Annotated in this window: 23 protein-coding genes; 17 read left to right on the forward strand and 6 right to left on the reverse strand. The window is 71.7% G+C overall.

All coding sequences use genetic code 11. From position 1 onward, the window contains the following. Position 1: 1 nt before the first annotated feature. A complete protein-coding gene (locus tag E1266_RS06300; protein ID WP_132044696.1) occupies positions 2-748 on the reverse strand; it encodes a hypothetical protein in 747 nt (248 codons plus the stop codon). 296 nt (positions 749-1,044) lie between these two features. On the opposite strand from E1266_RS06300, the gene moeZ reads away from it, so the two are divergent. From moeZ to E1266_RS06315, 3 genes are all read left to right on the forward strand, one after another. Further along, positions 1,045-2,226: an adenylyltransferase/sulfurtransferase MoeZ gene (gene moeZ / locus E1266_RS06305; RefSeq protein ID WP_132044698.1), complete on the forward strand. Its 1,182-nt coding sequence runs from the start codon at positions 1,045-1,047 to the stop codon at positions 2,224-2,226. Between the two features lie 163 nt (positions 2,227-2,389). Further along, complete coding sequence (locus E1266_RS06310; protein WP_165965955.1) at positions 2,390-3,463, forward strand: SGNH/GDSL hydrolase family protein; 1,074 nt, start codon at positions 2,390-2,392, stop codon at positions 3,461-3,463. Positions 3,464-3,489: 26 nt separating this feature from the next. Beyond that, positions 3,490-4,593, forward strand: a complete 1,104-nt coding sequence (locus tag E1266_RS06315) for an SGNH/GDSL hydrolase family protein (RefSeq protein ID WP_132044702.1) — start codon at positions 3,490-3,492, stop codon at positions 4,591-4,593. A gap of 44 nt (positions 4,594-4,637) precedes the next feature. Here the strand turns inward: E1266_RS06315 and E1266_RS06320 are convergent, their stop codons facing one another. Beyond that, a complete protein-coding gene (locus E1266_RS06320; RefSeq protein WP_132044704.1) occupies positions 4,638-5,219 on the reverse strand; it encodes a GNAT family N-acetyltransferase in 582 nt (193 codons plus the stop codon). Positions 5,220-5,236: 17 nt separating this feature from the next. Continuing rightward, a complete protein-coding gene (locus E1266_RS06325; protein WP_132044706.1) occupies positions 5,237-5,956 on the reverse strand; it encodes a TetR/AcrR family transcriptional regulator in 720 nt (239 codons plus the stop codon). Positions 5,957-6,135: 179 nt separating this feature from the next. Here E1266_RS06325 and E1266_RS06330 point away from each other — a divergent pair, with 179 nt between their 5' ends. The 3 genes from E1266_RS06330 to E1266_RS06340 all read left to right on the forward strand — a co-directional run bounded on the left by E1266_RS06330 (position 6,136) and on the right by E1266_RS06340 (position 11,072). After that, a complete protein-coding gene (locus E1266_RS06330) occupies positions 6,136-8,307 on the forward strand; it encodes an MMPL family transporter (RefSeq protein ID WP_132044708.1) in 2,172 nt (723 codons plus the stop codon). Positions 8,308-8,447: 140 nt separating this feature from the next. Next, a complete protein-coding gene (locus E1266_RS06335; protein ID WP_132044710.1) occupies positions 8,448-10,595 on the forward strand; it encodes an MMPL family transporter in 2,148 nt (715 codons plus the stop codon). Between the two features lie 174 nt (positions 10,596-10,769). Next, positions 10,770-11,072 carry a hypothetical protein gene (locus tag E1266_RS06340; protein WP_132044712.1) on the forward strand — a complete coding sequence of 101 codons (303 nt, stop codon included), beginning with the start codon at positions 10,770-10,772 and terminating at the stop codon, positions 11,070-11,072. A gap of 51 nt (positions 11,073-11,123) precedes the next feature. On the opposite strand, the gene E1266_RS06345 is transcribed toward E1266_RS06340, so the two are convergent. Further along, the gene (locus E1266_RS06345) at positions 11,124-12,026 is read right to left on the reverse strand and encodes a Ku protein (RefSeq protein ID WP_132044714.1); all 903 of its coding nucleotides are present in this window, start codon (positions 12,024-12,026) and stop codon (positions 11,124-11,126) included. Positions 12,027-12,155: 129 nt separating this feature from the next. Here E1266_RS06345 and ligD (E1266_RS06350) point away from each other — a divergent pair, with 129 nt between their 5' ends. The 8 genes from ligD (E1266_RS06350) (at position 12,156) to E1266_RS06385 (ending at position 19,420) form a co-directional block, all read left to right on the forward strand. Continuing rightward, positions 12,156-13,130 carry a non-homologous end-joining DNA ligase gene (ligD, locus tag E1266_RS06350; protein WP_132044716.1) on the forward strand — a complete coding sequence of 325 codons (975 nt, stop codon included), beginning with the start codon at positions 12,156-12,158 and terminating at the stop codon, positions 13,128-13,130. 14 nt (positions 13,131-13,144) lie between these two features. Next, complete coding sequence (gene ligD, locus E1266_RS06355) at positions 13,145-14,056, forward strand: non-homologous end-joining DNA ligase (RefSeq protein WP_132044718.1); 912 nt, start codon at positions 13,145-13,147, stop codon at positions 14,054-14,056. 150 nt (positions 14,057-14,206) lie between these two features. Continuing rightward, complete coding sequence (locus tag E1266_RS06360) at positions 14,207-15,556, forward strand: NAD(P)/FAD-dependent oxidoreductase (RefSeq protein WP_243718260.1); 1,350 nt, start codon at positions 14,207-14,209, stop codon at positions 15,554-15,556. Between the two features lie 39 nt (positions 15,557-15,595). Continuing rightward, positions 15,596-15,805: a hypothetical protein gene (locus tag E1266_RS06365; RefSeq protein ID WP_132044720.1), complete on the forward strand. Its 210-nt coding sequence runs from the start codon at positions 15,596-15,598 to the stop codon at positions 15,803-15,805. A gap of 186 nt (positions 15,806-15,991) precedes the next feature. Next, positions 15,992-16,621, forward strand: coding sequence for a TetR/AcrR family transcriptional regulator (locus E1266_RS06370; protein WP_132044722.1), 630 nt, complete (start codon positions 15,992-15,994; stop codon positions 16,619-16,621). 145 nt (positions 16,622-16,766) lie between these two features. After that, on the forward strand, positions 16,767-17,000 hold the full coding sequence (locus tag E1266_RS06375; RefSeq protein WP_132044724.1) for a DUF3107 domain-containing protein: 234 nt from the start codon (positions 16,767-16,769) through the stop codon (positions 16,998-17,000). A 117-nt stretch (positions 17,001-17,117) separates the two neighbouring features. Continuing rightward, on the forward strand, positions 17,118-17,402 hold the full coding sequence (locus E1266_RS06380; protein WP_132044741.1) for a GlsB/YeaQ/YmgE family stress response membrane protein: 285 nt from the start codon (positions 17,118-17,120) through the stop codon (positions 17,400-17,402). A 503-nt stretch (positions 17,403-17,905) separates the two neighbouring features. After that, complete coding sequence (locus E1266_RS06385; protein ID WP_243718262.1) at positions 17,906-19,420, forward strand: DEAD/DEAH box helicase; 1,515 nt, start codon at positions 17,906-17,908, stop codon at positions 19,418-19,420. Positions 19,421-19,476: 56 nt separating this feature from the next. Here the strand turns inward: E1266_RS06385 and E1266_RS06390 are convergent, their stop codons facing one another. After that, on the reverse strand, positions 19,477-20,163 hold the full coding sequence (locus E1266_RS06390) for a glycerophosphodiester phosphodiesterase (RefSeq protein ID WP_132044726.1): 687 nt from the start codon (positions 20,161-20,163) through the stop codon (positions 19,477-19,479). A 69-nt stretch (positions 20,164-20,232) separates the two neighbouring features. Here E1266_RS06390 and E1266_RS06395 point away from each other — a divergent pair, with 69 nt between their 5' ends. The 3 genes from E1266_RS06395 to E1266_RS06405 all read left to right on the forward strand — a co-directional run bounded on the left by E1266_RS06395 (position 20,233) and on the right by E1266_RS06405 (position 21,793). Further along, positions 20,233-21,111, forward strand: a complete 879-nt coding sequence (locus tag E1266_RS06395; RefSeq protein WP_132044728.1) for an alpha/beta hydrolase — start codon at positions 20,233-20,235, stop codon at positions 21,109-21,111. 182 nt (positions 21,112-21,293) lie between these two features. Beyond that, a complete protein-coding gene (locus E1266_RS06400; RefSeq protein WP_132044731.1) occupies positions 21,294-21,485 on the forward strand; it encodes a DUF1059 domain-containing protein in 192 nt (63 codons plus the stop codon). 11 nt (positions 21,486-21,496) lie between these two features. Then, positions 21,497-21,793: a hypothetical protein gene (locus E1266_RS06405; RefSeq protein ID WP_132044733.1), complete on the forward strand. Its 297-nt coding sequence runs from the start codon at positions 21,497-21,499 to the stop codon at positions 21,791-21,793. 71 nt (positions 21,794-21,864) lie between these two features. Here E1266_RS06405 and E1266_RS06410 read toward each other — a convergent pair whose 3' ends face one another. Further along, positions 21,865-22,821 (reverse strand): transposase, encoded by a 957-nt coding sequence (locus E1266_RS06410; protein WP_243718261.1) that lies wholly within the window; start codon positions 22,819-22,821, stop codon positions 21,865-21,867. Between the last annotated feature and the right edge of the window lie 166 nt (positions 22,822-22,987).

Genomic DNA, 22,987 nt, shown 5'->3' on the forward strand with positions numbered 1-22,987 from the left:
GTCAGCACTGCCACTCGGGCCTGGAGCAGTCGGGCAGCGACTTGGCGGCCAGCGCCCGCGCGATCGCGTGCCCGAGCTGCGGCGCCACCGCGAACGGCGCGCCCGGCCGCTTCTTCTTGACCGCCGACGCCGGGCGGCCGTCGGTCTGCCCGGACGTCGTCAGCACCACGTACGGGCCGGCGCGGTCGACGGTTCGGTCCTGCCGGGCGTCGTCGCCGAACCGGGCCGACGCGGTCCCCGGGAACGGCGCCGCGTGCAGTGCGGGACTGACCGTGCCGCTCCCCTGCGAGTTCTTCGACCGGGGCAGCTCCTTGTACGCCCTGTCGGCCTTGAACGGGTCGGCGAAGACCACGACGCCGACCGTGACGGCGACGCCTTCGAGCTCGTCGACGTAGGTGGCGCGCAGGACGGCCTTGCAGCCGTGCCTGCCGACGATCTCGGCGATCTCGGGCTCGGCGGCCTGGCTGCAGGCGGTGTCCGGGACGATGCCCGTCCGGGACGCGTACTCGGTGTGCCCCCTCCCCGGCACGTAGGGGATCCGCCCGGGGAAGACGCGCTGCGCGGGCCACGCCCGCCACCGCTGCGCGACCTCCTTGTTCGCGGCCCGCTGCAGCTCGGCGGTGGTGGGCTCGCGGTTGAGGGTGGTCCAGGCGCCGGTGAAGGAGATGCCGGTGGTGACCAGGTAGCAGCATCCGAGGACGAGCGCGACGACCATCCACTGCCGTCCGCGCAGGCCGAGGACGGTCACCGGCGGCGCGGGCGGCGGACCCGGCGGACCCGGCGGACCCTGGTACGGACCGGCCGGCGGCCCCCCGGGCATGCCCGGAGGCCGCGGAGGGGGCGGCTGCTGGGAGGGAGGCAGGAATGCCACAACAGTCAAGATTAACTGTGCTTCGCGACATTACGCCCTGACATCGGGGTGCGGACGGCGTTGCGGCCGCGCCGCCGCCCGGGAATGCGGCGGCACATGGCAAGGTTGTGCGGGATGAGGACGAAGACGTCCCCGCCCTACCTCAGCCGTACGTCAGCACAGGAGCATCCACCGTGTCGTTGCCACCTCTGGTCGAGCCCGCAGCGGAGCTCACCCGCGACGAGGTCAACCGCTACTCGCGACACCTGATCATCCCCGACGTGGGCATGTCCGGGCAGAAGCGACTGAAGAACTCCAAGGTCCTGGTCGTGGGTGCCGGCGGGCTCGGCTCCCCCGCCCTGCTCTACCTCGCCGCCGCGGGCATCGGCACGCTCGGCGTCATCGACTTCGACGTCGTCGACGAGTCGAACCTGCAGCGGCAGATCATCCACCGGCAGTCGTCGCTCGGCAAGCCGAAGGTCGAGTCCGCCGCCGAGACCGTCCGTGAGATCAACCCGTTGATCGACGTGGTCGTGCACGACACCGCGCTCGACAACGACAACGTCATGGACATCTTCTCCGGCTACGACCTGATCCTCGACGGCACCGACAACTTCGCGACCCGCTACATGGTGAACGACGCGGCCGTCCTGCTGGGCAAGCCGTACGTGTGGGGGTCCATCTACCGCTTCGACGGCCAGGCTTCCGTCTTCTGGGCCGAGCACGGTCCCTGCTACCGCTGCCTGTACCCCGAGCCCCCGCCGCCCGGCATGGTCCCGTCGTGCGCTGAGGGCGGCGTCCTGGGCGTGCTGTGCTCCTCGATCGGCTCCATCCAGGTGAACGAGGCCATCAAGCTGCTCACCGGCATCGGCGAGCCCCTCGTCGGCCGCCTGATGATCTACGACGCGCTGGAGATGACGTACCGGTCGGTCAAGGTCCGCAAGGACCCCGAGTGCCCGCTGTGCGGCAAGAACCCGACGCAGACCGCGCTCCTGGACGACTACGAGGCCTTCTGCGGCGCGGTCTCCGACGAGGCCGCCGAGGCCGCCCAGGACTCCACCATCACCGTCACCGACCTGAAGGCCATGCAGGACAACGGCGACGACATCTTCCTGGTGGACGTCCGCGAGCCCAACGAGTACGAGATCGTCTCGATCCCGGGCGCGACGCTGATCCCGAAGGGCGACTTCCTCAACGGCTCCGCCCTGGAGCGGCTGCCGCAGGACAAGAAGATCGTCCTGCACTGCAAGTCCGGCGTCCGCTCCGCCGAGGCCCTGGCCGTCGTGAAGAACGCCGGCTTCGCCGACGCGGTCCACGTGGGCGGCGGCGTCCTGGCCTGGGTCAAGCAGATCGACCCCAGCCAGCCCTCCTACTGAGGACATCCGAGGGCCCCCGGACTCACCGAGAGCTCCGGGGGCCTTCGCACGCGTGGGGGTGGCCAAACTAGGCCAGTATTCGGTGGCACGATTCGTGGGATGGTGGGAGCGCGGGAACCCCTCACGAAGGCGGTCACCAGTGGCATCGCGTATCCGCAGGTCAGTGGCTATTGGAGCGAGCGCGGCGGTGCTCGCCGCCGGCGGACTGGTGAACGCGCCGCCCGCCGTCGCCGAGACCGGCACCCAGACATGCGAGGGGCCGGGAGTCTCCTGGCGGGTCGACTACGAAATCACCAGCTCGGGTTATGGGCCGGTCGCCCACGCCACGGGACTGCAGCGCCGGACCCTCCCGGGCGGGTCATGGACCGACGCCTCGACGCAAACGTGGCAACTGCGCTGGGACCACCTGCCGAACGCGTGGGACAACCCCCTCGCAGGCCCCTTCCAGCAGCTGCAGGGAGACCTCGCGGCGATCGGCGGGACCCCGGTCGTCACCTACCTGTCGCCTCGGTTCGTCGCCCCCGGCGGGGCGTGCACCGTGTATCTCGCCCCGTTCGCCAACGGGAGCGCCGGTGACCCGAAGATCGCCGTGCTGGGGAACAGCCTCACGCAGAGCCTCAACGACTCCGGCTACAACCAGCAGCACCTTCAGGGGTACGTGCAGGGCAACCTCAACTCCGCCGGTATGCGGGCCGAGGTCGAGGGGCACGGCGGACGCCGCTGGGTCGCCGATCCCGGTGCGACCGGGCTGGCCAGGGCCGACAACTACCTGCTCGACGAGTACCGCGGCCTGCTTCAGCACGACCCGCAGGGGTACGTGATCGAGCTCGGCCCGAACGACGCGGGGTGGATCGCGCTCGCGGGCACGCAGGCCGCCCGGCAGGCCCGGCTCGACGCCACGATCACCGGGCTGCGCACGATCATGGACGAGCTGCGCTCGTCGGGGAAGTGCGTGGTCTTCGTGACCGGCCCCGACAACCTCGCGACCTACTGGACCGCCGACCCCTGGCACTACGCGTGGGCCGCACAGTCCATCAACCAGGAGCTGCGCGCCCAGGCCAACGCGTCCGCCACGGACGATTTCAAGCTCCGCGACTTCGCCCAGCTCTCGGCGAACCACCACACCTACAGCCAGGGCCAGGACGTCTGGTTCACAAGCGACGACCTTCACCTGAACGGCCTCGGCAAGCTCCATCTCACCAGCGAGATCACCCAAGCCGCTGAGCAGTGCCCGTAACCCACGCTCCCAGGGGACGACCGCCCATGACCTCACGCGTCCGCAGACCCGCGATCATCGCCGCCGTCGGCGCGGCCCTCCTCGGCGTGATGGCGGCGGCTCCGCCGGCCGCCTCCGCCGCGACCGGCACCGCGACCTGCCAGGCACCCGGTGTCGCCTGGCGCGTCGACTACCAGACCCAGAACTCGGTCTACGGCCCGGTGCTGACCGCCACCGCGCTGCAGCGCCGCACGCTCCCCGGCGGCTCGTGGACCGACGCGTCCACCGAGACCTGGGAGTTGCGCCGCGACGACCTGCCGAGCGAGACCCCCGGCGGCTTCACCCAGGAGCCCGGCGACCTTTCGACGCTCCAGGGCATCCCCGTGGTGACATATCTGTCGCCTCGCTTCGTCGCTCCCGACGGGGCGTGCACCGTGTACACCCATCCGTTCTCCAACGGCTCGGCGAATCAGCCCAAGGTCGTCGCCGCAGGTGACAGCCTGACCGCCTCGCTCAACGACGCCACCTACAACCAGACTCATATCCAGGGGTACATCGAAGGCAACTTCAACGCGGCCGGGATACGGGCCGAGGTCGAAGGTCAGAGCGGCAAGTACTGGCTTGCGCCACCGGATTCCCATGGGCAGCCGCGTACCGGGATCGACAAGGCGGGATACGAGCTCCTCGACGAGGTCCGCGGCCTTCTCGCGCACGATCCCGACGGATTCGTGCTCGCGCTCGGCGCCAACGACGCCGGCCAGGTCGCCTGGATCTCCGACGCGGCCGAACGCCAGACCCGCATCAACGCCGCCAAGGCCGCGATCGGGCAGTACGTGTCCGAGTTGACCGCCGCGGGCAAGTGCGTCGTGCTCATCACCCCGCCCGACAACCTGGCCCATTACTGGGGCTCCGACCCTTGGCTCTACGCCTGGTCCGCCCAGCAGCTCACACACGAGATGCGCAGCCTGGCCAACGCCTCGGCGACGGATCTCGTCAAGCTCCAGGACTTCGCCGAGCACTCCTGGGACCACCACAGCTACATGCCGAACAACCCGCAGGTCTGGTTCGGGAGCGACGACATCCATCTCAACGCGGTGGGCAGGCTCGCCTACACCAGCGAGTTCGCCCAAGCCGCAGAGCAGTGTGTCTGAGCGGAAGTGTGTCTGAACGAAGGTGCCGCCGCGCCTCCGGTCGCCTAAGGGGACTGGTCGGCGGGGGGCGCGGCCCCCGGTGAAGGCCGGTGGGCGTCCCTGTCGATGCGGTAGACGACGTGGGCTCGGTCGTCCATCGGGTTGTCCGGTTCCAGGTCGCCCTCGGCCACGCGCTTCAGGCCCGCCTTTTCGAGGGCCCGCCAGGACGCGCCATTGGCCGCCACCACCGGGACGATGACGCAGGACGCCTCCGGATAGTCGTCCCACGTCCGCTCGATCATCGCCCGGATCATCCGCGGCCCGAGACCCCGTCCGGTCAGCTCCGGGTCGCCGATCAGGTAGTCGATGGTCGCCGCGCCGGGCGGGACGGTCAGCACGGCGGACAGCTCGTCGCGGTACGCGGGGTAGTCCGCCAGCCGGCAGCGCTGGACGAGGCCGAACGGCCGCCCGTCCAGGAGGGCCAGCCAGTCCTCGGACGGCTCCTCGCGGCGGGCGGCGGGACCGAAGTCGCGCGCGACCGCCTCGGGCTCGGTCTCGTGGTTCCACCAGCGCGCCACGTGCGGCTGCCGCAGCCAGTGGCCGAGCAGCGGAAAGTCGTCCTCGGTGACCCGGCGCCAGGTGATCACGAAGTACTCCCGGTCGGTCAGGCGTCCCGGGGCGGCGGAGTGTAGGTCAGCCCTACCTCGGGTGCTATTTCGGACAGCATCAGTTCGAACATGGGCTCGGCGTCGTCCAGGGCGAACTCCAGGTGGCCGAAGACGTCCAGGCTGACGCCGCCCTGGAGCCTGACCCAGCACTTGAGGAACTGCTGGATCACGCCCAGCGGGAGGTCAACGCCGACCTCATCACGGTAGCGGGCCAGCTGGGAGCGCAGGGCGGGGTCGATCTCCTCGTCCGATACGACGGGAAACGGCTGCTTGTTCCAAAGCTCCAGGAACAGGGCCATGAACGTCCAGCCGAACCTGCGGGCGGACTCCTCGGCGAAGTCGACCTCCTCGTGCTCGTGGCGGCCGCGCACGGGCGAGCCGAACAGCAGTCCGTACTCGCGGGGGTTCGCGAGGGCCCAGTGGCGGAACCGGCGGGCCACCGCCAGGAACTTGCCGCCGAGATCGCCCGGGTCCGCCTCCTTCGCCGCGGCGTGCAGCTCGTCGGTCAGCTCCGTGAAGAGGTCGCCGATCAGGTGCCGCAGCAGCTCGCCGTGGCTGCCGAAGTAGCGGTACAGGGCCGGCGCGGTCATGCCCATCTCCCGGGCGATGGCCCGGAGCGTCACCGCCTCCGGCCCCTCCTCGACGAGGATCCGGCGGGCGGTCTCGGAGATCTCCCGGACCGTCGCCGCGCGGAGCCGATCGCGCCGTGTCTGCACTTCGCCGCCCTCTCTCGCCGTCCGAGGCCCTGTTCGAGGCCCTGTTCGTTCCGGCCGTCCCCGCATGATTCCCGAGAAACCCCCTTGACGGAAGCTAACACCGTATGCATAGTTAACGGTGTTCGCAGTTTACAGTGTTCACCAGAGTTAGTGGACATCACCGAGCACGGGAGACGACGATGTTGGATCAATGGGGCCGGTGGGTGCACCGGCGGCGCCGGTGGGTGCTGGCGGTCGCCGGAGCCGCGCTCGTCTTCGCCGGCGTGTGGGGCACGGGCGTCTTCGGGGCGCTGTCCTCGTCCGGCGGCTTCGACACTCCGGGAAGCGAGAGCGCAAAGGCCGCGGAGATCGCCGAGCGCGACCTCGGGCGCGACGCGGCGGACGTCGTGATCCTCTACCAGGGCGGCACGACCGTCGACGACCCCGCCTACCGCGCCTCCGTCGAGCAGGCGCTGAACGCCCTTCCGCAGGACAAGATCGCGGCGACGAGCACGTACTGGTCCACCAGGGCGCCGCAGTTCGTCAGCGACGACCGCACGGCCACCTATGCCGTCCTCGAACTCGCGGGCTCCGACGAGGCCGCCCGCCAGGCCGCCTACGAGGCCGTCGAGGACGAGCTGACCCGGGTCGGCGGCGGCCTCACCGCCAAGGTCGGCGGGGCGGTCGGCACGGAGACCGCGGTCAACGAGCGGGTCTCCTCCGACATCGGCCGGGCCGAGGCCATGGCGATCCCCGTGCTGCTCGTCCTGCTCGTGCTGATCTTCGGCGGCCTGGTGTCGGCGAGCATGCCGCTGCTGGTCGGCGGCCTGGCGATCCTCGGCTCGTTCACCGCGCTGCACGCGCTGACGTACGTGACGGACGTGTCGATCTTCGCGGTGAACATCACGACGTTCCTCGGCCTCGGGCTGGCGATCGACTACGGGCTGTTCATGGTCAGCCGGTTCCGCGAGGAGCTGGCGCGGGACGGCCGGTCGACCGAGGACGCCATGGGAGCGACGATGGCCACCGCCGGGCGGACCGTCGCCGTCTCCGGCATCACCGTCGCGGTCTCCCTGTCCGGCCTCCTCCTGTTCGACCAGCAGTTCCTCATCTCCATGGGTTACGGCGGCATCGCCACCGTGCTCGTCTGCATGGCCGGCGCGCTGACCGTGCTGCCCGCGATGCTGGGCGTCCTCGGCCCCAAGGTGAACGCGCTGTCGATCCGGCGGCGCCGGCCGGCCGGGGGGCGCGCCGACGGCTGGTGGGGACGCGTCGCCCGCAGCGTCATGCGCCGTCCGGTCGTCTACGCGACGGCGACGGTCGCGCTGCTCCTCGCGCTCGGCGCCCCGTTCCTCGGCATCAACTGGGGCGGCATGGACGCCAAGGTCATGCCGGAGGGCGCGGACGCCAGGGTCGTCGCCGAGGCGCTGGAGACCCGCTTCCCGGGCAACACGACGAGCCCGATCGAGGCGGTCGTGACCGGCACGTCCGACCAGGGCGCGATCCAGGCGTACGGGGCCCGCCTGGCCTCGCTGCCCGGCGCGGCGGACGCGACCGTGACCGGCGCCGAGGGCACCACGACCCGGATCGCGCTGACCTACGACGCCGACCCCGACTCCGGGGCCGTCCGCGACCTCGTCCGGGAGGTCCGGGACGTCCCGCCGCCCGCGGGCGCGCAGGTCCACGTCGGCGGCCCCGCCGCCGAGGTCGTCGACTCGCTGGGCAGCATCGGCGCGACGATGCCGTGGCTGGCGGTCCTCGTCGGGGGCGCGACGTTCGCGCTGCTGTTCCTCGCGTTCGGGTCGGTCCTGCTGCCGCTGAAGGCGATCGCGATGAACATGCTGTCGCTGTCGGCCACGTTCGGCGCGGTCGTGCTGATCTTCCAGGACGGCAACCTGTCCGGCCTGCTCGGCTTCACCGCCACCGGCTCGATCGCCCCCGCGATGCCGATCCTCATGCTGGCGATGCTGTTCGGGATCTCGATGGACTACGAGGTGTTCCTGCTGTCTCGCGTCCGCGAGCAGTACGACCTGACGGGCGACAACACCGCCGCGGTCGCCGCCGGCGTCCAGCGCACCGGCGCGATCATCACCAGCGCCGCGCTGCTGTTCATCGTCGTCATCGGCGCGTTCGCGACCTCGGGCATCACGTTCATCAAGATGGTCGGCGTGGGGATGGTCATCGCGATCGTGCTGGACGCGACGGTCGTCCGGGGGCTGCTGGTCCCCGCGACCATGCGGCTCCTCGGCCGGGCGAACTGGTGGGCGCCCGGACCGCTCGCCGGGCTCTACCGCCGGTACGGGATCCGCGAGGGCGACTCACCGGCGTCCCCGGTCCCCCCGGCGTCGCCGGACATGGAGCCCGTCGGCTGAGCCCGGGCACCGCAGCGGCACGAACGGCCGGTGGCCGGCGGCACACGCCGTCGGCCACCGTTTCATACCCAAACCAGCACTATGCGTAGTTTACCCTGCTTGATGGCTATTGAGAGAGTCATGGCGGGCGGGGGACGGCGATGCTCGATCGGTGGGGCCGGTGGGTGCACCGGCGGCGGCGCTGGGTCCTCGCGATCGCCGGGGCCGCGCTCGTCTTCGCCGGCGTGTGGGGCACGGGCGTCTTCGGGGCGCTGTCCTCGTCCGGCGGCTTCGACACGCCCGGCAGTGAGAGCGCCCGGGCCGCCCAGATCGCCGAACGCGACCTCGGACGGGACGCGGCGGACGTCGTGGTCCTCTACCAGGGCGGCACGACCGTCGACGACCCCGCCTACCGCGCCTCGGTGGAGCAGGCGCTGAACGCCCTCCCGCCGGACAAGGTCACCGCGACGAGCACGTACTGGTCCACAGGGGCGCCTCAGTTCGTCAGCGACGACCGCACCGCCACCTATGCCGTCCTCGAACTCGCCGGGTCCGGGGAGGCCGCCAAGGAGGAGTCCTACCGGGCGATCGACGACGCCCTGACCGGCGTCGGCGGAGGGCTCACCGCCGAGGTCGGCGGGACGGTCGGCACCGCCGCGGCCATCGACGACCGCGTCGCCTCGGACATCGTGCGCGCCGAGGCCATCGCGATCCCGGTGCTGCTCGTCCTGCTCGTGCTGATCTTCGGGGGCCTGGTCGCGGCGACGCTGCCGCTGCTCGTCGGCGGGCTGGCGATCCTCGGCTCGTTCACCGCCCTGCACGCGCTGACGTACGCGACCGACGTGTCGAGCTTCGCGGTGAACATCTCCACCTTCCTCGGCCTCGGGCTGGCGATCGACTACGGGCTGTTCGTGGTCAGCCGGTTCCGGGAGGAACTCAGCAGGGACGGCACCTCGATCGAGGACGCCGTGGCCACGACGATGGCCACCGCCGGGCGCACCGTCGCCGTCTCCGGCATCACCGTCGCGGTCTCGCTGTCCGGCCTCCTCCTCTTCGACCAGCAGTTCCTCGTCTCCATGGGCTACGGCGGCATCGCCACCGTCTTCGTCTGCATGGCCGGCGCGCTGACCGTCCTGCCCGCGCTGCTCGCCGTCCTCGGCCCGAAGGTGAACGCGCTGTCCGTCCGGCGGCGCGGACGCGGGCCGTCCGGGCGCTGGTGGGGACGCGTCGCCCGCAGCGTCATGCGCCGCCCGGCCGTCTACGCGACGGCGACCGTGGCGCTGCTCCTCGCGCTCGGCGCCCCGTTCCTGCGCATCGAGTGGGGCGCGATCGACGCCACGGCGCTGCCGGAGGGCGCCGAGGCCAGAAGCGTGGCCGAGGCGCTCGACACCCGGTTCGCGCGCAACGCCACGGGCCCGATCGAGGCGGTCGTGACCGGCACGTCCGACCGGGCCGCGATCGACGCGTACGGGGACCGCCTCGCCGCGCTCCCCGGCGCCGCGGACACCGAGGTGACCGGCGCCGAGGGCACCACGACCCGCATCGCGCTCCGCTTCGACGCCGACCCCTACTCCGGCACGGCGCGCGACCTGGTGGCGGAGGTCCGGGACGTCCCGCCGCCCGCAGAAGCGCAGGTCCAGGTCGGCGGCCCCACCGCCCGGATCGTCGACGAGGTGGCCGGCCTCGGCGGCACGCTGCCCTGGCTCGCGCTGCTCGTGGGGGGCGCGACGTTCGTGCTGCTGTTCCTGGCGTTCGGGTCGGTGGTCCTGCCGCTGAAGGCGATCGCGATGAACATGCTGTCGCTGTCGGCCACGTTCGGCGCGGTCGTGCTGATCTTCCAGGACGGGTACCTGTCGGGCCTGCTCGGCTTCACCCCGACGGGCTCGATCGCCCCCGCCATGCCGATCCTGATGCTCGTCATCCTGTTCGGGATCTCGATGGACTACGAGGTGTTCCTGCTGTCGCGGGTCCGCGAGGAGTACGACCTGACCGGCTCCAACACCGCGGCCGTCGCCGCGGGCGTCGAGCGCACCGGCGCCGTCATCACCAGCGCCGCGCTGCTGTTCATCGTCGTCATCGGCGCCTTCGCGACGTCCGGCATCACGTCGATCAAGATGGTCGGGGTCGGCATGGCCGTCGCGATCCTGCTGGACGCGACGATCGTCCGGGGGCTGCTCGTCCCGGCCGTGATGCGCCTGATGGGCCGGGCGAACTGGTGGGCGCCGGGGCCGCTCGCCAAGGTCTACCGCCGGTACGGCGTCCGCGAGGGCGGCCCCTCCCCGGTGCGGGAGCCGGAACCCGCGCGGTGATCCGCCAATGCGCGCAAACCGCTTGTGATCTCACTCACCCGGCGGAAGACTGAACGTCATTCGACCGGGGGCACAGCGTCGTTCCACCGGTGGCGCACCTGCCGGTGACCTGCCCCGCGACGGCACTCCCCGGGATCTCCCACGCGACACACGGGTCATTCCTTTGGAGGCACCATGTCCACGCAGGTGATCAGCGACGCCGACACGGCGCTCGGGCACCTGGAGCGGCTGACCGACGAGCTGCGCTCCCGCGGCTGGAGCGTCGAGGTCGCCGCCCCGGCCGACCGCTGGCCGTGCGCCCTGGTGGCCGACCCGCGGACCCCGGCGGCGGAGGAGAACGTCATCGCGGCCCGCGAGCGGTCGGGCGACGCCTGGTCGTACTTCTACGGCTGGGGCGAGCGGATCGCGCCGTGCGCCGACCCCGCCGCGGCCGCCGACGCCCTCGGCCGCGTCCTCGCCGCCCGCGGCGGCAACTAGCGGCGGCCTTGGCGGCGGCAATGGCGGCGGCCGGCACCGGGCCGGCGGGGCTCAGGCGGACTTGCGGGTGCGGCTCTTCGCCGGCTCCTTCTTCTGCCCCGACTTCGCGGACGACTTGCGCGCGGCGGGCTTCTTCTCCGCCGCGCCCTTGCCGGACGCGGCCTTGCCGTTCTTCTCGCCCCGGCTCTTCTTCGCCGCATCGACGCTCGCGCGCAGCGCGCTGAGCAGGTCGGCCGCGGGCTCCTCCTCGGCCTCCTCGGCGGGCCGCGCGACCTCGCGGCCCTCGACCTTCGCGTCGATGACCGCCTGGAGGGCCTCCCGGTAGGCGTCCTTGTGCTCCGCGGGGTCGAACTCCGCCTCCATCGACTCGATCAGCGACGTCGCCATCGACAGCTCCTGCTTGCGGACCTCGATGTCCTCGTCGAGGAACGGGAAGTCGGGGGTGCGGACCTCGTCCGGCCACAGCATCGTCTCCAGGACGAACACGCCCTCCCGGACCCGCAGCGTCGCCAGCGACTCCCGCTGCCGGATCGCGATCTTGACGATGGCGACCTGGCCGGAGCTCTCCAGCGCGTCCCGCAGCAGCACGTACGGCTTGGCGCCCTGCGCGTCGGGCTCCAGGTAGTAGGACTTGGCGAAGTAGATCGGGTCGACCTCCGCCGCCTCCACGAACTGCAGAACGTCGATCCGGCGGCTGGACGACAGCGGCAGGTCGGCGAAGTCCTCGTCGGTCAGCACGACGATCTCGCCGCTCGGCAGCTCGTACCCCTTGGCGATGTCGGAGTACGGGACCTCCTCGCCGTCGACCGTGCACACCCGCTTGTACTTGATGCGCCCGCCGTCCTCCCGGTGCACCTGGTGGAAGCGGACATCCCGCTGCTCGGTCGCCGAGTACAGCTTCACGGGGATCGTCACCAGCCCGAACGAGATGGCGCCCTTCCAGATACTGCGCATGACCAGTCCCTACCCACCAAGTCGCGCCCCAGCACGTTTCCCGCTCTTAGCGTCGCAACCCCGTTCGATTTGCGCCAGAACGGACTCTTGATCCTTTTCTGCGGTGCGGGCACCGGGTAAGACGGCGGTATGACCATGCCGTGGCCCGTTGAGCCGATGATGGCCGCCACCGGGGAACTCCCCTCCGACGGCGAGCAGTGGGGGCTGGAGCTGAAGTGGGACGGCGTCCGCGTCCTGGCGCACGTCTCCGCCGACGGCGTCCGTGCCACCGGGCGGCGCGGCGGCGAGGTGACGAGCCGCTACCCCGAACTGTCCGCACTCGCCGACCTCCTCCCCAGCCACGACGTCATCCTGGACGGGGAGGTCGTCGCCTTCGAGGAGGGGCGCCCCAGCTTCGAACGACTCCAGCGCCGCATGCACGTGGCCCACCCCGACCCCAGGCTGATCCGTGAGGTACCCGTCCGGTACGTGGTCTTCGACGTCCTGTTCCTCAACGGGCACGTCCTGTACGACATGCCGTACGTAGAGCGCCGCACACTCCTCGACGACCTCGACCTGGCCGGAACCGGACCCGTGGAGGTCCCCCCGTACCTGCACGGCGGCGACACCGCGCAGGTGGACGAACTGCTCGCCTTCACCCGTGAACAGCACCTTGAGGGGCTGCTCGCCAAGCGCCTCGACTCGCCCTACCGCCCGGGACGCCGCGTCGACTACTGGCTCAAGGTCAAGAACTTCATGACGCGCGAGGTCGTCATCTGCGGCTGGAAGCCCGGCAAGGGACGGCGGGAAGGCGGCGTGGGGTCGCTGCTGCTCGGCGAGTACGACGTCAAGGGGCTCCTCGGCTTCGTCGGCCACGTCGGCACCGGCTTCAGCGACCGCGCCCTCGACGAGCTGTACGACATCCTCTGGCCGCTGCGCCGCCCCACCAGCCCCTACGACGACCCCGTCCCGCGTGAGTTCGCCCGTGACGCCCAATGGGTTGAGCCACGGCTCGTCGGGGAGGTCGCCTACAGCGCCCGCACCCGGGACGGCCGCCTCCGCTTCCCGTCCTGGCGCGGCCTCCGCGACGACAAGGACCCCCTGGAGGTCACCAGTGAGCAGTGAGCCCTGGAGCACCTGTGGCGAGTAAGCGCACGACCGTCGACGTCGACGGGCAGCAGGTGTCCCTCTCCAACCTCGACAAGAACCTCTACCCCGAGTTCACCAAGGGCGAGGTCATCGACTACTACGCACGCATAGCCCCGGTGATGCTGCCGCACCTGAAGGACCGCGCCGCGACCCGGATCCGGTGGCCGGACGGCGTGGACGGCGGCAAGTTCTTCGAGAAGAACGCGCCGTCCCACACGCCGGACTGGGTGCGGACCGCCACGATCCCCACCCCCGGCAGCTCCACGGGGCGCGACACCCTCGACTTCGTCGTCGTGGACGACCTGCCCACGCTCGTCTGGTGCGCCAACCTCGCGGCTCTCGAACTGCACATCCCGCAGTGGAAGGTCGGGCCGCGCGGCAAGGTGCACACCCCCGACCTCGTCGTCTTCGACCTGGACCCGGGCCCTCCGGCCACGATCGTGGAGGCGTGCGAGGTGGCGGCGCTGCTGCGCGACGTGCTCGCCGAGGACGGCCTGGAGTCCTTCCCCAAGACGAGCGGCAAGAAGGGGCTGCACCTGTACGTCCCGATCAAGGAGCCGGCGAAGGCGGAGCGGACGTCCGAGTACGCCAAGGCGGCCGCGCAGCGCCTGGCCGAGGAGCATCCCAAGCTGGTCGTCGCGAAGATGGAGAAGCGGCTGCGCAAGGGCAAGATCTTCGTGGACTGGAGCCAGAACAACCCGGCTAAGACGACCGTCGCGCCGTACTCGCTGCGCGCCGCGAACCGCCCGTCCGCGTCCACCCCCATCACCTGGAACGAGCTGGAGTCCTGCGAGGATGCCGCCGACCTGGTGTTCGGCCCGGACGACGTCCTCGCCCGCGTCGAAGAGCACGGCGACCTCCTGGAACCGCTGCTCGCCGAGGACCGGCCGGCCCTCCCCTGACGCCTCTCCCCTGACCGGCCCGCCGGACCGCCGCAACCCCGCCCGGCCCGTGACATTTCGCATGCCCTATGTGTTCGAACCGGCACTCTCCGGCGCCGGATTCCGTCACCATGGTCCGGAGGACGACGCACGGGGCGGGGGGCCGGACAGTTGACGCAGAACCACCACTACGACGCCGTGGTGCTGGGCGGGGGGACGGCGGGCGAGCTGGTGGCGTCCGGGCTCGCCCGCGCGGGCCGCGACGTCGCGCTCGTAGAGAAGCACCTGGTCGGCGGGGTGTCGCCGTACTTCGCGTGCGTGCCGTCGAAGTCGCTGCTGCTGTCGGCGCGGCGCGGCGAGACGTGGGAGGCGGCGCTCGCCCGGCGCGACGCGCTGGCCCGGTACCGCCGCGACGACCCCGCCGTCGCGCGGATGGCGGAGGCCGGGGTGACCGTCCTGCGCGGCCGCGGCCACGTCACCGAGCCGGGGCTGATCGAGGTCGACGGCACCGCGCACGGCTTCGGCGACCTCGTCGTCTGCACCGGCAGCGAACCGGTGATCCCGGCCGTCGACGGCCTCGCCGACGTCCCGCTGTGGACCGGCGACGAGGCGCTGTCGGTGCCCGACCTGCCCCGCCGGCTCGCGATCCTCGGCGGCGGCCCGGTCGGCTGCGAGCTGGCGCAGGTGTACGCCTCGTTCGGCTCGCAGGTGTCGCTCGTCGAGGCGTCCGGGCGGCTGCTGACCGCCGAGGCGCCGTTCGCCGGGGAGGTGCTCGCCGACGCGCTCCGCCGGACTGGCGTCGACCTGCGGCTCGGCGCCGCCGCCGGGCACGCCGGGCGCAAGGACACCGGCCTGCGGCTGTGGCTGTCGGACGGCGGCACGATCGACGCCGACCGCGTCCTCGTCGCCGCCGGGCGCCGCCCGCGGGTCGAGGGCCTCGGCCTGGAGAACCTCGGCGTCGCCGTCACGCCGGGGCAGGGCCTCCCGGTGGACGAGACCTGCCGCGTGCCGTGCGAGGCGGACGGCGCGGACGATGCTCGGGCGGGCGGCGTGTGGGCGGCCGGGGACGTCACGGGGATCGCCCGCACGACCCACGCGGCGCGCTACCAGGCGCAGGTGGTGCTGTCCAACCTCCTCGGACGGCGCCGCGAGACCGACTACCGCGCGATCCCCCGCGTCGTCTACACGACGCCCACCGTCTACTCGGTGGGGGTCTCGCCCAGCGCGGCCGGGGAACTCGGCATAGACCTGCTCACGGCCGGGTACGACCTCGCCGCGACGGTCCGGGCGGCGGTCGAGGCCGACGAGCGCGGCCGGGTCGAACTGTACGCCGACCGGTCGCGGGGCCTGCTGGTCGGCGCCGCCGCGGCCGGGCGCAACGCCGAGGAGTGGATGAGCGAGATCACGCTGGCCATCCGCGCGGAGACGCCGCTGAGCCTGCTCGCCGACGTCGTCCACGCGTTCCCGACCTACGGCGAGTCCGTCGAGGCTCCGCTGCGGGAGCTGGCGGCGAACCTGTGAGGCGGCACCGCGACGCGGGCCCCGTGAGGAGGACGTGTGATGAGCGAGACCGACGACCTCGACCCGGCGGTCGCCGGCCCCGGCGGGGACGGTGAGGCCGACGAGGCCGACGCGGCCGAGCAGCGCGCCGCGATCGGCGACGAGGAAGGGCCCGTGGAGTGGACCGCGCAGGTGCCGGACGACGTCAACGAGGCGGACGCCGTCGAGCAGCGGTACGAGGTGCCGCTCGACGAGGACGACTACCGGTGACACCGGCGGGGGAAGGCCGGATGAGGGTGCCCGGGCTCCCCGCCGTAAATACACTGACCTGCGTGAAGGAACGTCCGCGCGCTTCGGCCGTGACCGGCGGAGTTACCCGCGCGTAGGATGATGAGATTGTTCCCGCGCGGCGGAGGGGCCCCCGTCCGCCGCAAAGATCGTTGATCGGAGAGTGTGGTGACCGCGACCCCGGACGCACGCCCCCGCGGCACGAGGCTGCCGCGACTGGCGCGCCGCAGGCAACTGCTCGGCGCGGCCCAGGAGGTGTTCGTCGCGCAGGGGTACCACGCAGCGGCGATGGACGAGATCGCCGAGCGCGCAGGCGTCAGCAAACCCGTGCTCTACCAGCACTTCCCGGGCAAGCTGGAGCTGTACCTGGCCCTGCTGGACGAGCACGCCGAGGCCCTGGTGAAGATCGTCCGAGACGCGCTTGAGTCCACCACGGACAACAAGATGCGCGTCCAGGCGAGCATGCAGGCCTTCTACGACTTCGTGGCCGGCGACGGCGAGGCGTACCGCCTGGTCTTCGAGTCCGACCTCCGCAACGTCGCGCCCGTGCGAGCGCGCGTCGACCGCGCCAACCAGCAGTGCGCCGAGATGATCGCCCAGGTCATCGCGGAGGACACCAGCGCCCCCACCGACGAGGCGTACCTGCTCGGCATGGGGCTCGTCGGCATGGCGGAGGTCAGCGCCCGCTACTGGCTCTCGCAGCACCGGGCCATCCCCAAGGACACCGCCGAGAAGATCATCGCCCGGCTGGCCTGGCGCGGGATCTCCGGCTTCCCCATGAGCACCGAGCCGAGCTGACGCCTCCGCCCGCACCGGTGCCGCCGCGCGGCCGTTTCACGCTCGGTGAAACGGGAGTGCGGGCGGTACCGGTGATCTCCGTGCGACCATCGTGGGAGGGGCCCGCCGGCGGGCGGCGGGACGTGACGGACGACGGGAGCATCGCGTGCAGGTGCGCATCGGTGTGCAGAACGTGCCGAAGGAACTCGTGGTCGACACCGCGCAGTCGGCCGACGAGGTCCAGGACGCGCTGGCGGACGCGCTGTCCCGGCCGGGCGGCATCTTCGCCCTCCAGGACCGGCGCGCCGGGCGGATCGTCGTCCCGGCCGAACGCGTCGGCTACCTGGAGATCTCCGAGGACGAGCAGCGCAACGTCGGATTCGGCTCCCAGTACGCCTGATCGCGCTTCGGCACGGCGACACGGTGTCTTGACCTCCGCTTTGTTTGAATCCGGCAGGAAGGGCATATCGATTCCCGACCACGGGCCGCCGGCCCACGAAAGGAATGGATGATCGATATGCTCACGACGATTCTCTGGTTCATCGTCGTCGGTGCCGTCGTCGGAGCCCTGGCGCGGCTGCTCGTCCCCGGCCGCAATCCGATCGGCATTCTGCTCACGATCCTCGTCGGGATCGCGGGTGCCGTCCTCGGCGGGGTCATCGCGGACGCGCTGGGCGCGGGCACCCTCGTCGCCATCGTGTTCGCGCTGGTGATCGCGGCCATCGGGGTGGTGGCGCTCACGTCGCTCAACACGCGCGGCGGCGGACGCCGAGGCTGGCGCACCGGTCGCCGCTCCTACTGACCCCATGACGAGCACGGCGACATGAACGGCCGGAAGCCCCCGCCCGAACGGGCGGGGGCTTCCCCCGTCCCCGGGCCCGGCTGTCCGGATGTGGCCGTTCTGACACCCTTCTCAACAGGAGCATCCGCCCCCTCCGCCCCGACGCGGCGGACCTTCGGCGCCCCCTGGCGGGGCGGGCGATGGAATAGCCGAAAGCGCGGCCGCGTTTGATCCGGTGATCGGCTATTGGTGTATGCAACAGACGGTCGGTACACTGCGTCGCGGAGTGTGACCGCACGCAGCCACAGCGAGTGACTGCTTTCAACCCCTGACTGCGGTCGCCGACGGATTTTGAGCAACGGCTGGTCCCTCCCGCGCGAGCGCGCGGCCATGGCAGACGCTAGGCGGGTGTGCCCACGCGGTGGCGCCCGCCGCGCGCCGCGCCGCACCCGGGAGCAGGAGACCCCGCATATTGGAGGCTGAAAGCCCTGACTACCTTTCGTGAACTCGGGGTCGTCCCCGAGATAGCAGACGCCCTTGAAGCAGAGGGCATCGTAGAAGCGTTCCCCATCCAGGAGCTCGCCCTGCCGATCGCGCTGGGCGGCCACGACATCATCGGCCAGGCCCGCACGGGCACCGGCAAGACCCTCGCGTTCGGTGCGGCGCTGCTGCAGCGCATCGAGCACGGCGGCCGCGCACCGCGCGCGCTCGTCGTGGCGCCGACCCGCGAGCTGGCCCTCCAGGTCACCGACGACCTCCTGGTCGCCGGCGGCAAGCTCGGCTCCCGCGTGCTGTCCGTCTACGGCGGGCGCGCGTACGAGCCGCAGATCGACGCGCTCCGGGAGGGCGTCGACGTCGTCGTCGGCACCCCGGGCCGCCTCCTCGACCTCGTCAAGCAGAAGCACCTCGACCTCTCGCAGATCGAGATCCTGGTGCTGGACGAGGCCGACCGGATGCTCGACCTCGGCTTCCTGCCGGACATCGAGCGGATCATCGAGCGGATCCCGGCGAAGCGGCAGACGATGATGTTCTCGGCGACCATGCCGGGCGAGATCGTCGCGCTGTCCCGCGCCTACCTGACCCGCCCGACCAACGTCCGGGCCGAGTCGCACACCGAGTCGGACGCGACGCCGCAGGTCGTCCAGCACGTGTTCCAGGCCCACCAGATGGACAAGCCGGAGATGGTGGCCCGTCTCCTGCAGGCCGAGGGCCGCGGGCTGACGATGATCTTCTGCCAGACCAAGCGGGCCTGCGACAGGGTCGCCGCCGACCTGGTGCAGCGGGGCTTCGACGCCGCCGCCGTCCACGGCGACCTCGGGCAGAGCCAGCGCGAGCGGGCGCTGCGCGCGTTCCGCAGCGGCAAGATCGGCGTGCTCGTCGCCACCGACGTCGCCGCCCGCGGCCTCGACGTCGACGACGTCACGCACGTCGTCAACTACGAGTGCCCCGACAGCGCCGACACCTACGTGCACCGCATCGGCCGGACCGGCCGCGCGGGCAAGGAGGGCGTGGCCGTCACGTTCATCGACTGGTCCGACCTCACCCGGTGGAAGCTGATCAACAGCACGCTCGACCTGCCGTTCGCCGCTCCCGAGGAGACCTACTCCACGTCCCCGCACTTCTTCTCCGTCCTCGGCATCCCCGAGGGCACGAAGGGCCGGCTGCCCAAGGACAAGCGGCACGACCGCGCGGGGCTGGACGCCGAGGAGCTGGAGGACATCGGCGAGACCGGCCGGACCCGCAGCACCGAACGCGGGCACGACCGGGAGCGTGAGCGTCCCCGGCCGCGGCGCCGCAAGCGCGACCGGGCCCGCACCCGCGGCGGCAAGCCCGTCGAGGCCGCGGCGAAGAACACCGCCGCGGAGGCCGGCGGCACGGCCGCCGGGGGGCGCGGGGGCTCGTCCGCCCGCTCGGAGGGCGGCGCCGACGACAACGTCGTCGACGCCGTGGCGACCGAGCGCAAGCGCAGCCGGAACCGTCGCCGCACCCGCGCCGGCAAGCCGGCCGCGGACACGACCGAGGCGCCGCAGAGCGCCTAGCACCGGCATCAACCGCGGGGCCTCCCGCCGGTCTCGCGGTTGAGTCGCGGTCCCCGTCAGGGCCGCCCGTCACGCAGCTTCAGCGCGACGTCGGGGTGGTCGGTGACGAGGACGGCGACGCGCGGGTCGCCGAGGAACCGCCGCATCACCGGTTCGGCGTTGACCGTCCACACCATGGCGGGGATCCCCGCGCGGCCGCACTGGCGCAGCACGCCGACGCGCGCCAGCCGGTGGTTGACGGCGACCATGTCGGCGCCGGCCTTGCGGAGCAGGCGCAGCGGCGCGAAGTCGTGCGCGATGCCGCGCTCCCACAGGTTGCGTCCGACCGACAGCGCCGTCCGCACCTCGGGGAAGGCCCGCTTGATCTGCACGAGCGACAGCACCTCGCGGGTGGTGACGACGAAGCGGTCCGGTCCGAACGCCTCGATGGCCAGCTCCACCGTCTCGTGCTCGGTGCCGCGCTCCTTGAGGTCCAGATGGCCCTGCGCCCGGCCCCCGATGATCTTCATCGCCTCGCTGACGAGCGGGACGGGCCGCGGCGCCAGCTCCTGCACCCGGTCGTAGGTGAGCCGGTTCAGCGGCAGCCCGGCGAGTTCGGCGTCGTGGTGGACGACGAGGCGCCCGTCCCCCGTCCGCCGGATGTCGATCTCCACGTACTCCGCACCGGAGTCGACGGCCATGGACAGGCCGGTCAGCCCGGCTTCGTCACGGCGGTGCGCGGAGATGGCAGGCTTCGGACGCACTCTGCCGACGCTACCACCGAAGGTTTTTCACGGGTGTCCGTTGCCGCCGATTGAGTATGGTGGTCCTCCGTGAGCACGCCCCGGTTCCTGACCTTGCCCCCCGGCGTCAGCCGGACGAACATCGAGACCTCCCGAGGCTCGTTCGCCGCCCTGGAGGCCCTCCCGGGATCCGGTGTGCCCGAGCGCCCTCCCGCCCTCCTCGTGCCCGGCCTCACCGGCAGCAAGGAGGACTTCCTCGCCGTCCTGCAGACGCTCGCCGCGTCCGGCCGCCGGGTCGTGTCGATCGACATGCGCGGCCAGTACGAGTCGATCGGCCCGGACGATCCGGCCGCCTACACCCGGGCCGCGCTCGGCGAGGACATCGCGTCCCTGCTGGAGGCCCTCGGCCCCGACCCGGCGCACCTCGTCGCCCACTCGTTCGGCGGGCTGGTCTGCCGTGAGGCCGTGCTCGCCGGCGCGGTCCGCCCCGCCTCGTTCACCCTGATGAGCTCGGGTCCCGCCGCCGTCACCGGCCCGACCGCCGACCGGGCCAAGGCACTCCGCGACGCCATCCCGGAACTCGGCATGGAGACCATCTGGCAGATCGCGCTCGAACCCGACTACACGGGCAAGGGTCTCGAAGCGGAGATCATCGCCTTCGTCAAGGCCCGCACCCTCGGCAACTCCGAGACCGGCCTGATCTGCATGGCGAACGAGATCCTCACCGCCCCGGACCGCGTCGACGAGCTCGCCAAGCACTGCGCCGGCACGAACCTGCGCGTCCTGGTCCTCTACGGGGAGGACGACGACGCCTGGCTGCCCGCCGCCCAGGCCGCGATGGCCGAGCGCCTCAACGCGTCCAAGGTCGTGATCCCCGGCGCCGCCCACTCCCCCGCCTGGGAGGCACCGGAGACCACCGCCGCCGCCCTCCGCACCTTCTGGCACGAGGCAGAGCAGAACTCCCGCTGAAAGGGCGTGGCGCTCTCCGGAAGGGCCGGGCAGACTCTCCCCGGATAGTTCCGGCTGACCTGGGGGTATGTCACGATAAGTAGTGATTCGGCGGTGCATGGGGACGGCCAGGAGGCCGGCGCCGCGAAGCATGTTCTCCTCCGCACGCGTCGGCCGCCCGGCCACCGACACGGGGAGGAACGATGCGCAAAGTGGCCGACTGCCGGGAGATGCCGAGCGAGTCGGGATGCACGCTGACCATCAGCGGCGAGGAGGACGAGGTCGTCCGCGCCGCCGCCGAGCACGCGGCATCGGTGCACGGGCACACCGACAGCCCGGAGTTCCGCGAAGAGATCCGCCACTCGCTCAAGGACGAGCACGTGAGCGTCCGTTAGGGGGGCAGCACATGACTTTCATGCAGATCATCGAGTACGAGACCGACCGTCCCGACGAGCTGGACCCGCTGTTCGACCGGTGGGCCGCGGCGACCGAGGGCAAGCGGACGGTGTCCCGCGACACGCACACGCGCGACCGCGAGAACCCGGCCCACTTCGTGGAGATCGTGGAGTTCCCGTCCTACGAGGCGGCGATGCTGAACAACGACCTGCCCGAGACCCAGCAGATCGCCGCGGAGCTCCAGGCCCGCTGCACCAGCGGCCCGCGCTTCATGAACCTGGACGTCATCCGCGACGAACCGATTTGACTGCTCCCCTCTCTGAAGGGAGGGGATTCTCGTTGTCCCCTCCCGTCATGAGAAATGCGGGGATTCACGGCTCAGGCCGCCTCCCGCCCCGGCGGGGCGGGAGGTCTTGCGCCATCGGCACCGTCCGGGTCCAGACCCGCCCGGACCAGCATCACACGCGCGGAGTTCTTGTCCCGGGACCGGGAAGCTCCGCACGCGGTGCAGGTATAGATGCGCTCGGACAGCGGCAGGCGATGCTTGGCTCTCGCACCGCACTCACCGCAGTCCATCGTGGTGTACGCCGGGTCCACCAGCCGGACATCCCGGCCATGCTTGCGGCCCATCTCGACCAGGGCCCGCTTGGCGGCGCCGATCGCGGCGTCGGCGGCCTTGCGCGCCATCGTCGAGCGGGCCAGGAACCTGGGGCGGAAGTCCTCGACCGCGACCGCGTCGAAGTCGCGGGCGACCTTCTTGGCCCACTTGCGGGCGTCGTCGGTCCGCTGCCGCGCGACCTTCTCATGCGCCTTGGCCGCCTGCCGCCGGGCTTTGCGGTACCCCTTGGTCTGCTTGCCGCCGCTGGGGGCGCGGCGCCGGGCCATCTGCCGCTGGTACCGGCCGATCCGCGCAGCGGCCTTCTCCCCGTGCCCAGAGTGCGGCAGGTCGTGATCGTCGCTGGTGGTGGTCGCCGTTTCGGTCACACCCCAGTCCACGCCGATCACCCGCCCGGTGGCGGGCAGCGGCTCGACCCGCGCCGCGACGACGAAGGAGGCGTACCAGTGCCCGAGCGAATCGCGGTAGACCCGCACCGAGGACGGGCCGGCGGGCAGATCCCGCGACCACACCACCCGCACCGCGATCCCCCCGGCCAGATGCAGCCGCCCGTCCCTGAGGCGGAACCCGCGGCGGGTGTAGTTCAGCGTCGGATCGGCCACATCCTTCTTCTTGAACCGGGGCATCCCCGCCCGCCGCCGCACCGGCAGGCCCGCGGCGATGTCCTTGAGCGCCTTGGCCCGGGACCTGGCGTCGCCATGCAGCCACCGTAGTGCCATGGTCAGGATATCGCTGCGGCTTCCCGAAGAACTCCACGCCCGGCTGGTCGAGCAGGCCGCCCGAGACCGGCGCTCCCTCAACTCCCAGATCCTCCACCTACTGGAGGAAACCCTCGACGCCGCCGAGAGCGACACCGACCCGCCCGGAGGCGGATCGGCCTCCCCC

Source organism: Actinomadura sp. 7K534 (genome assembly GCF_004348575.1).
In the GTDB taxonomy this organism is placed as follows: Bacteria; Actinomycetota; Actinomycetes; order Streptosporangiales; family Streptosporangiaceae; genus Spirillospora; species Spirillospora livida.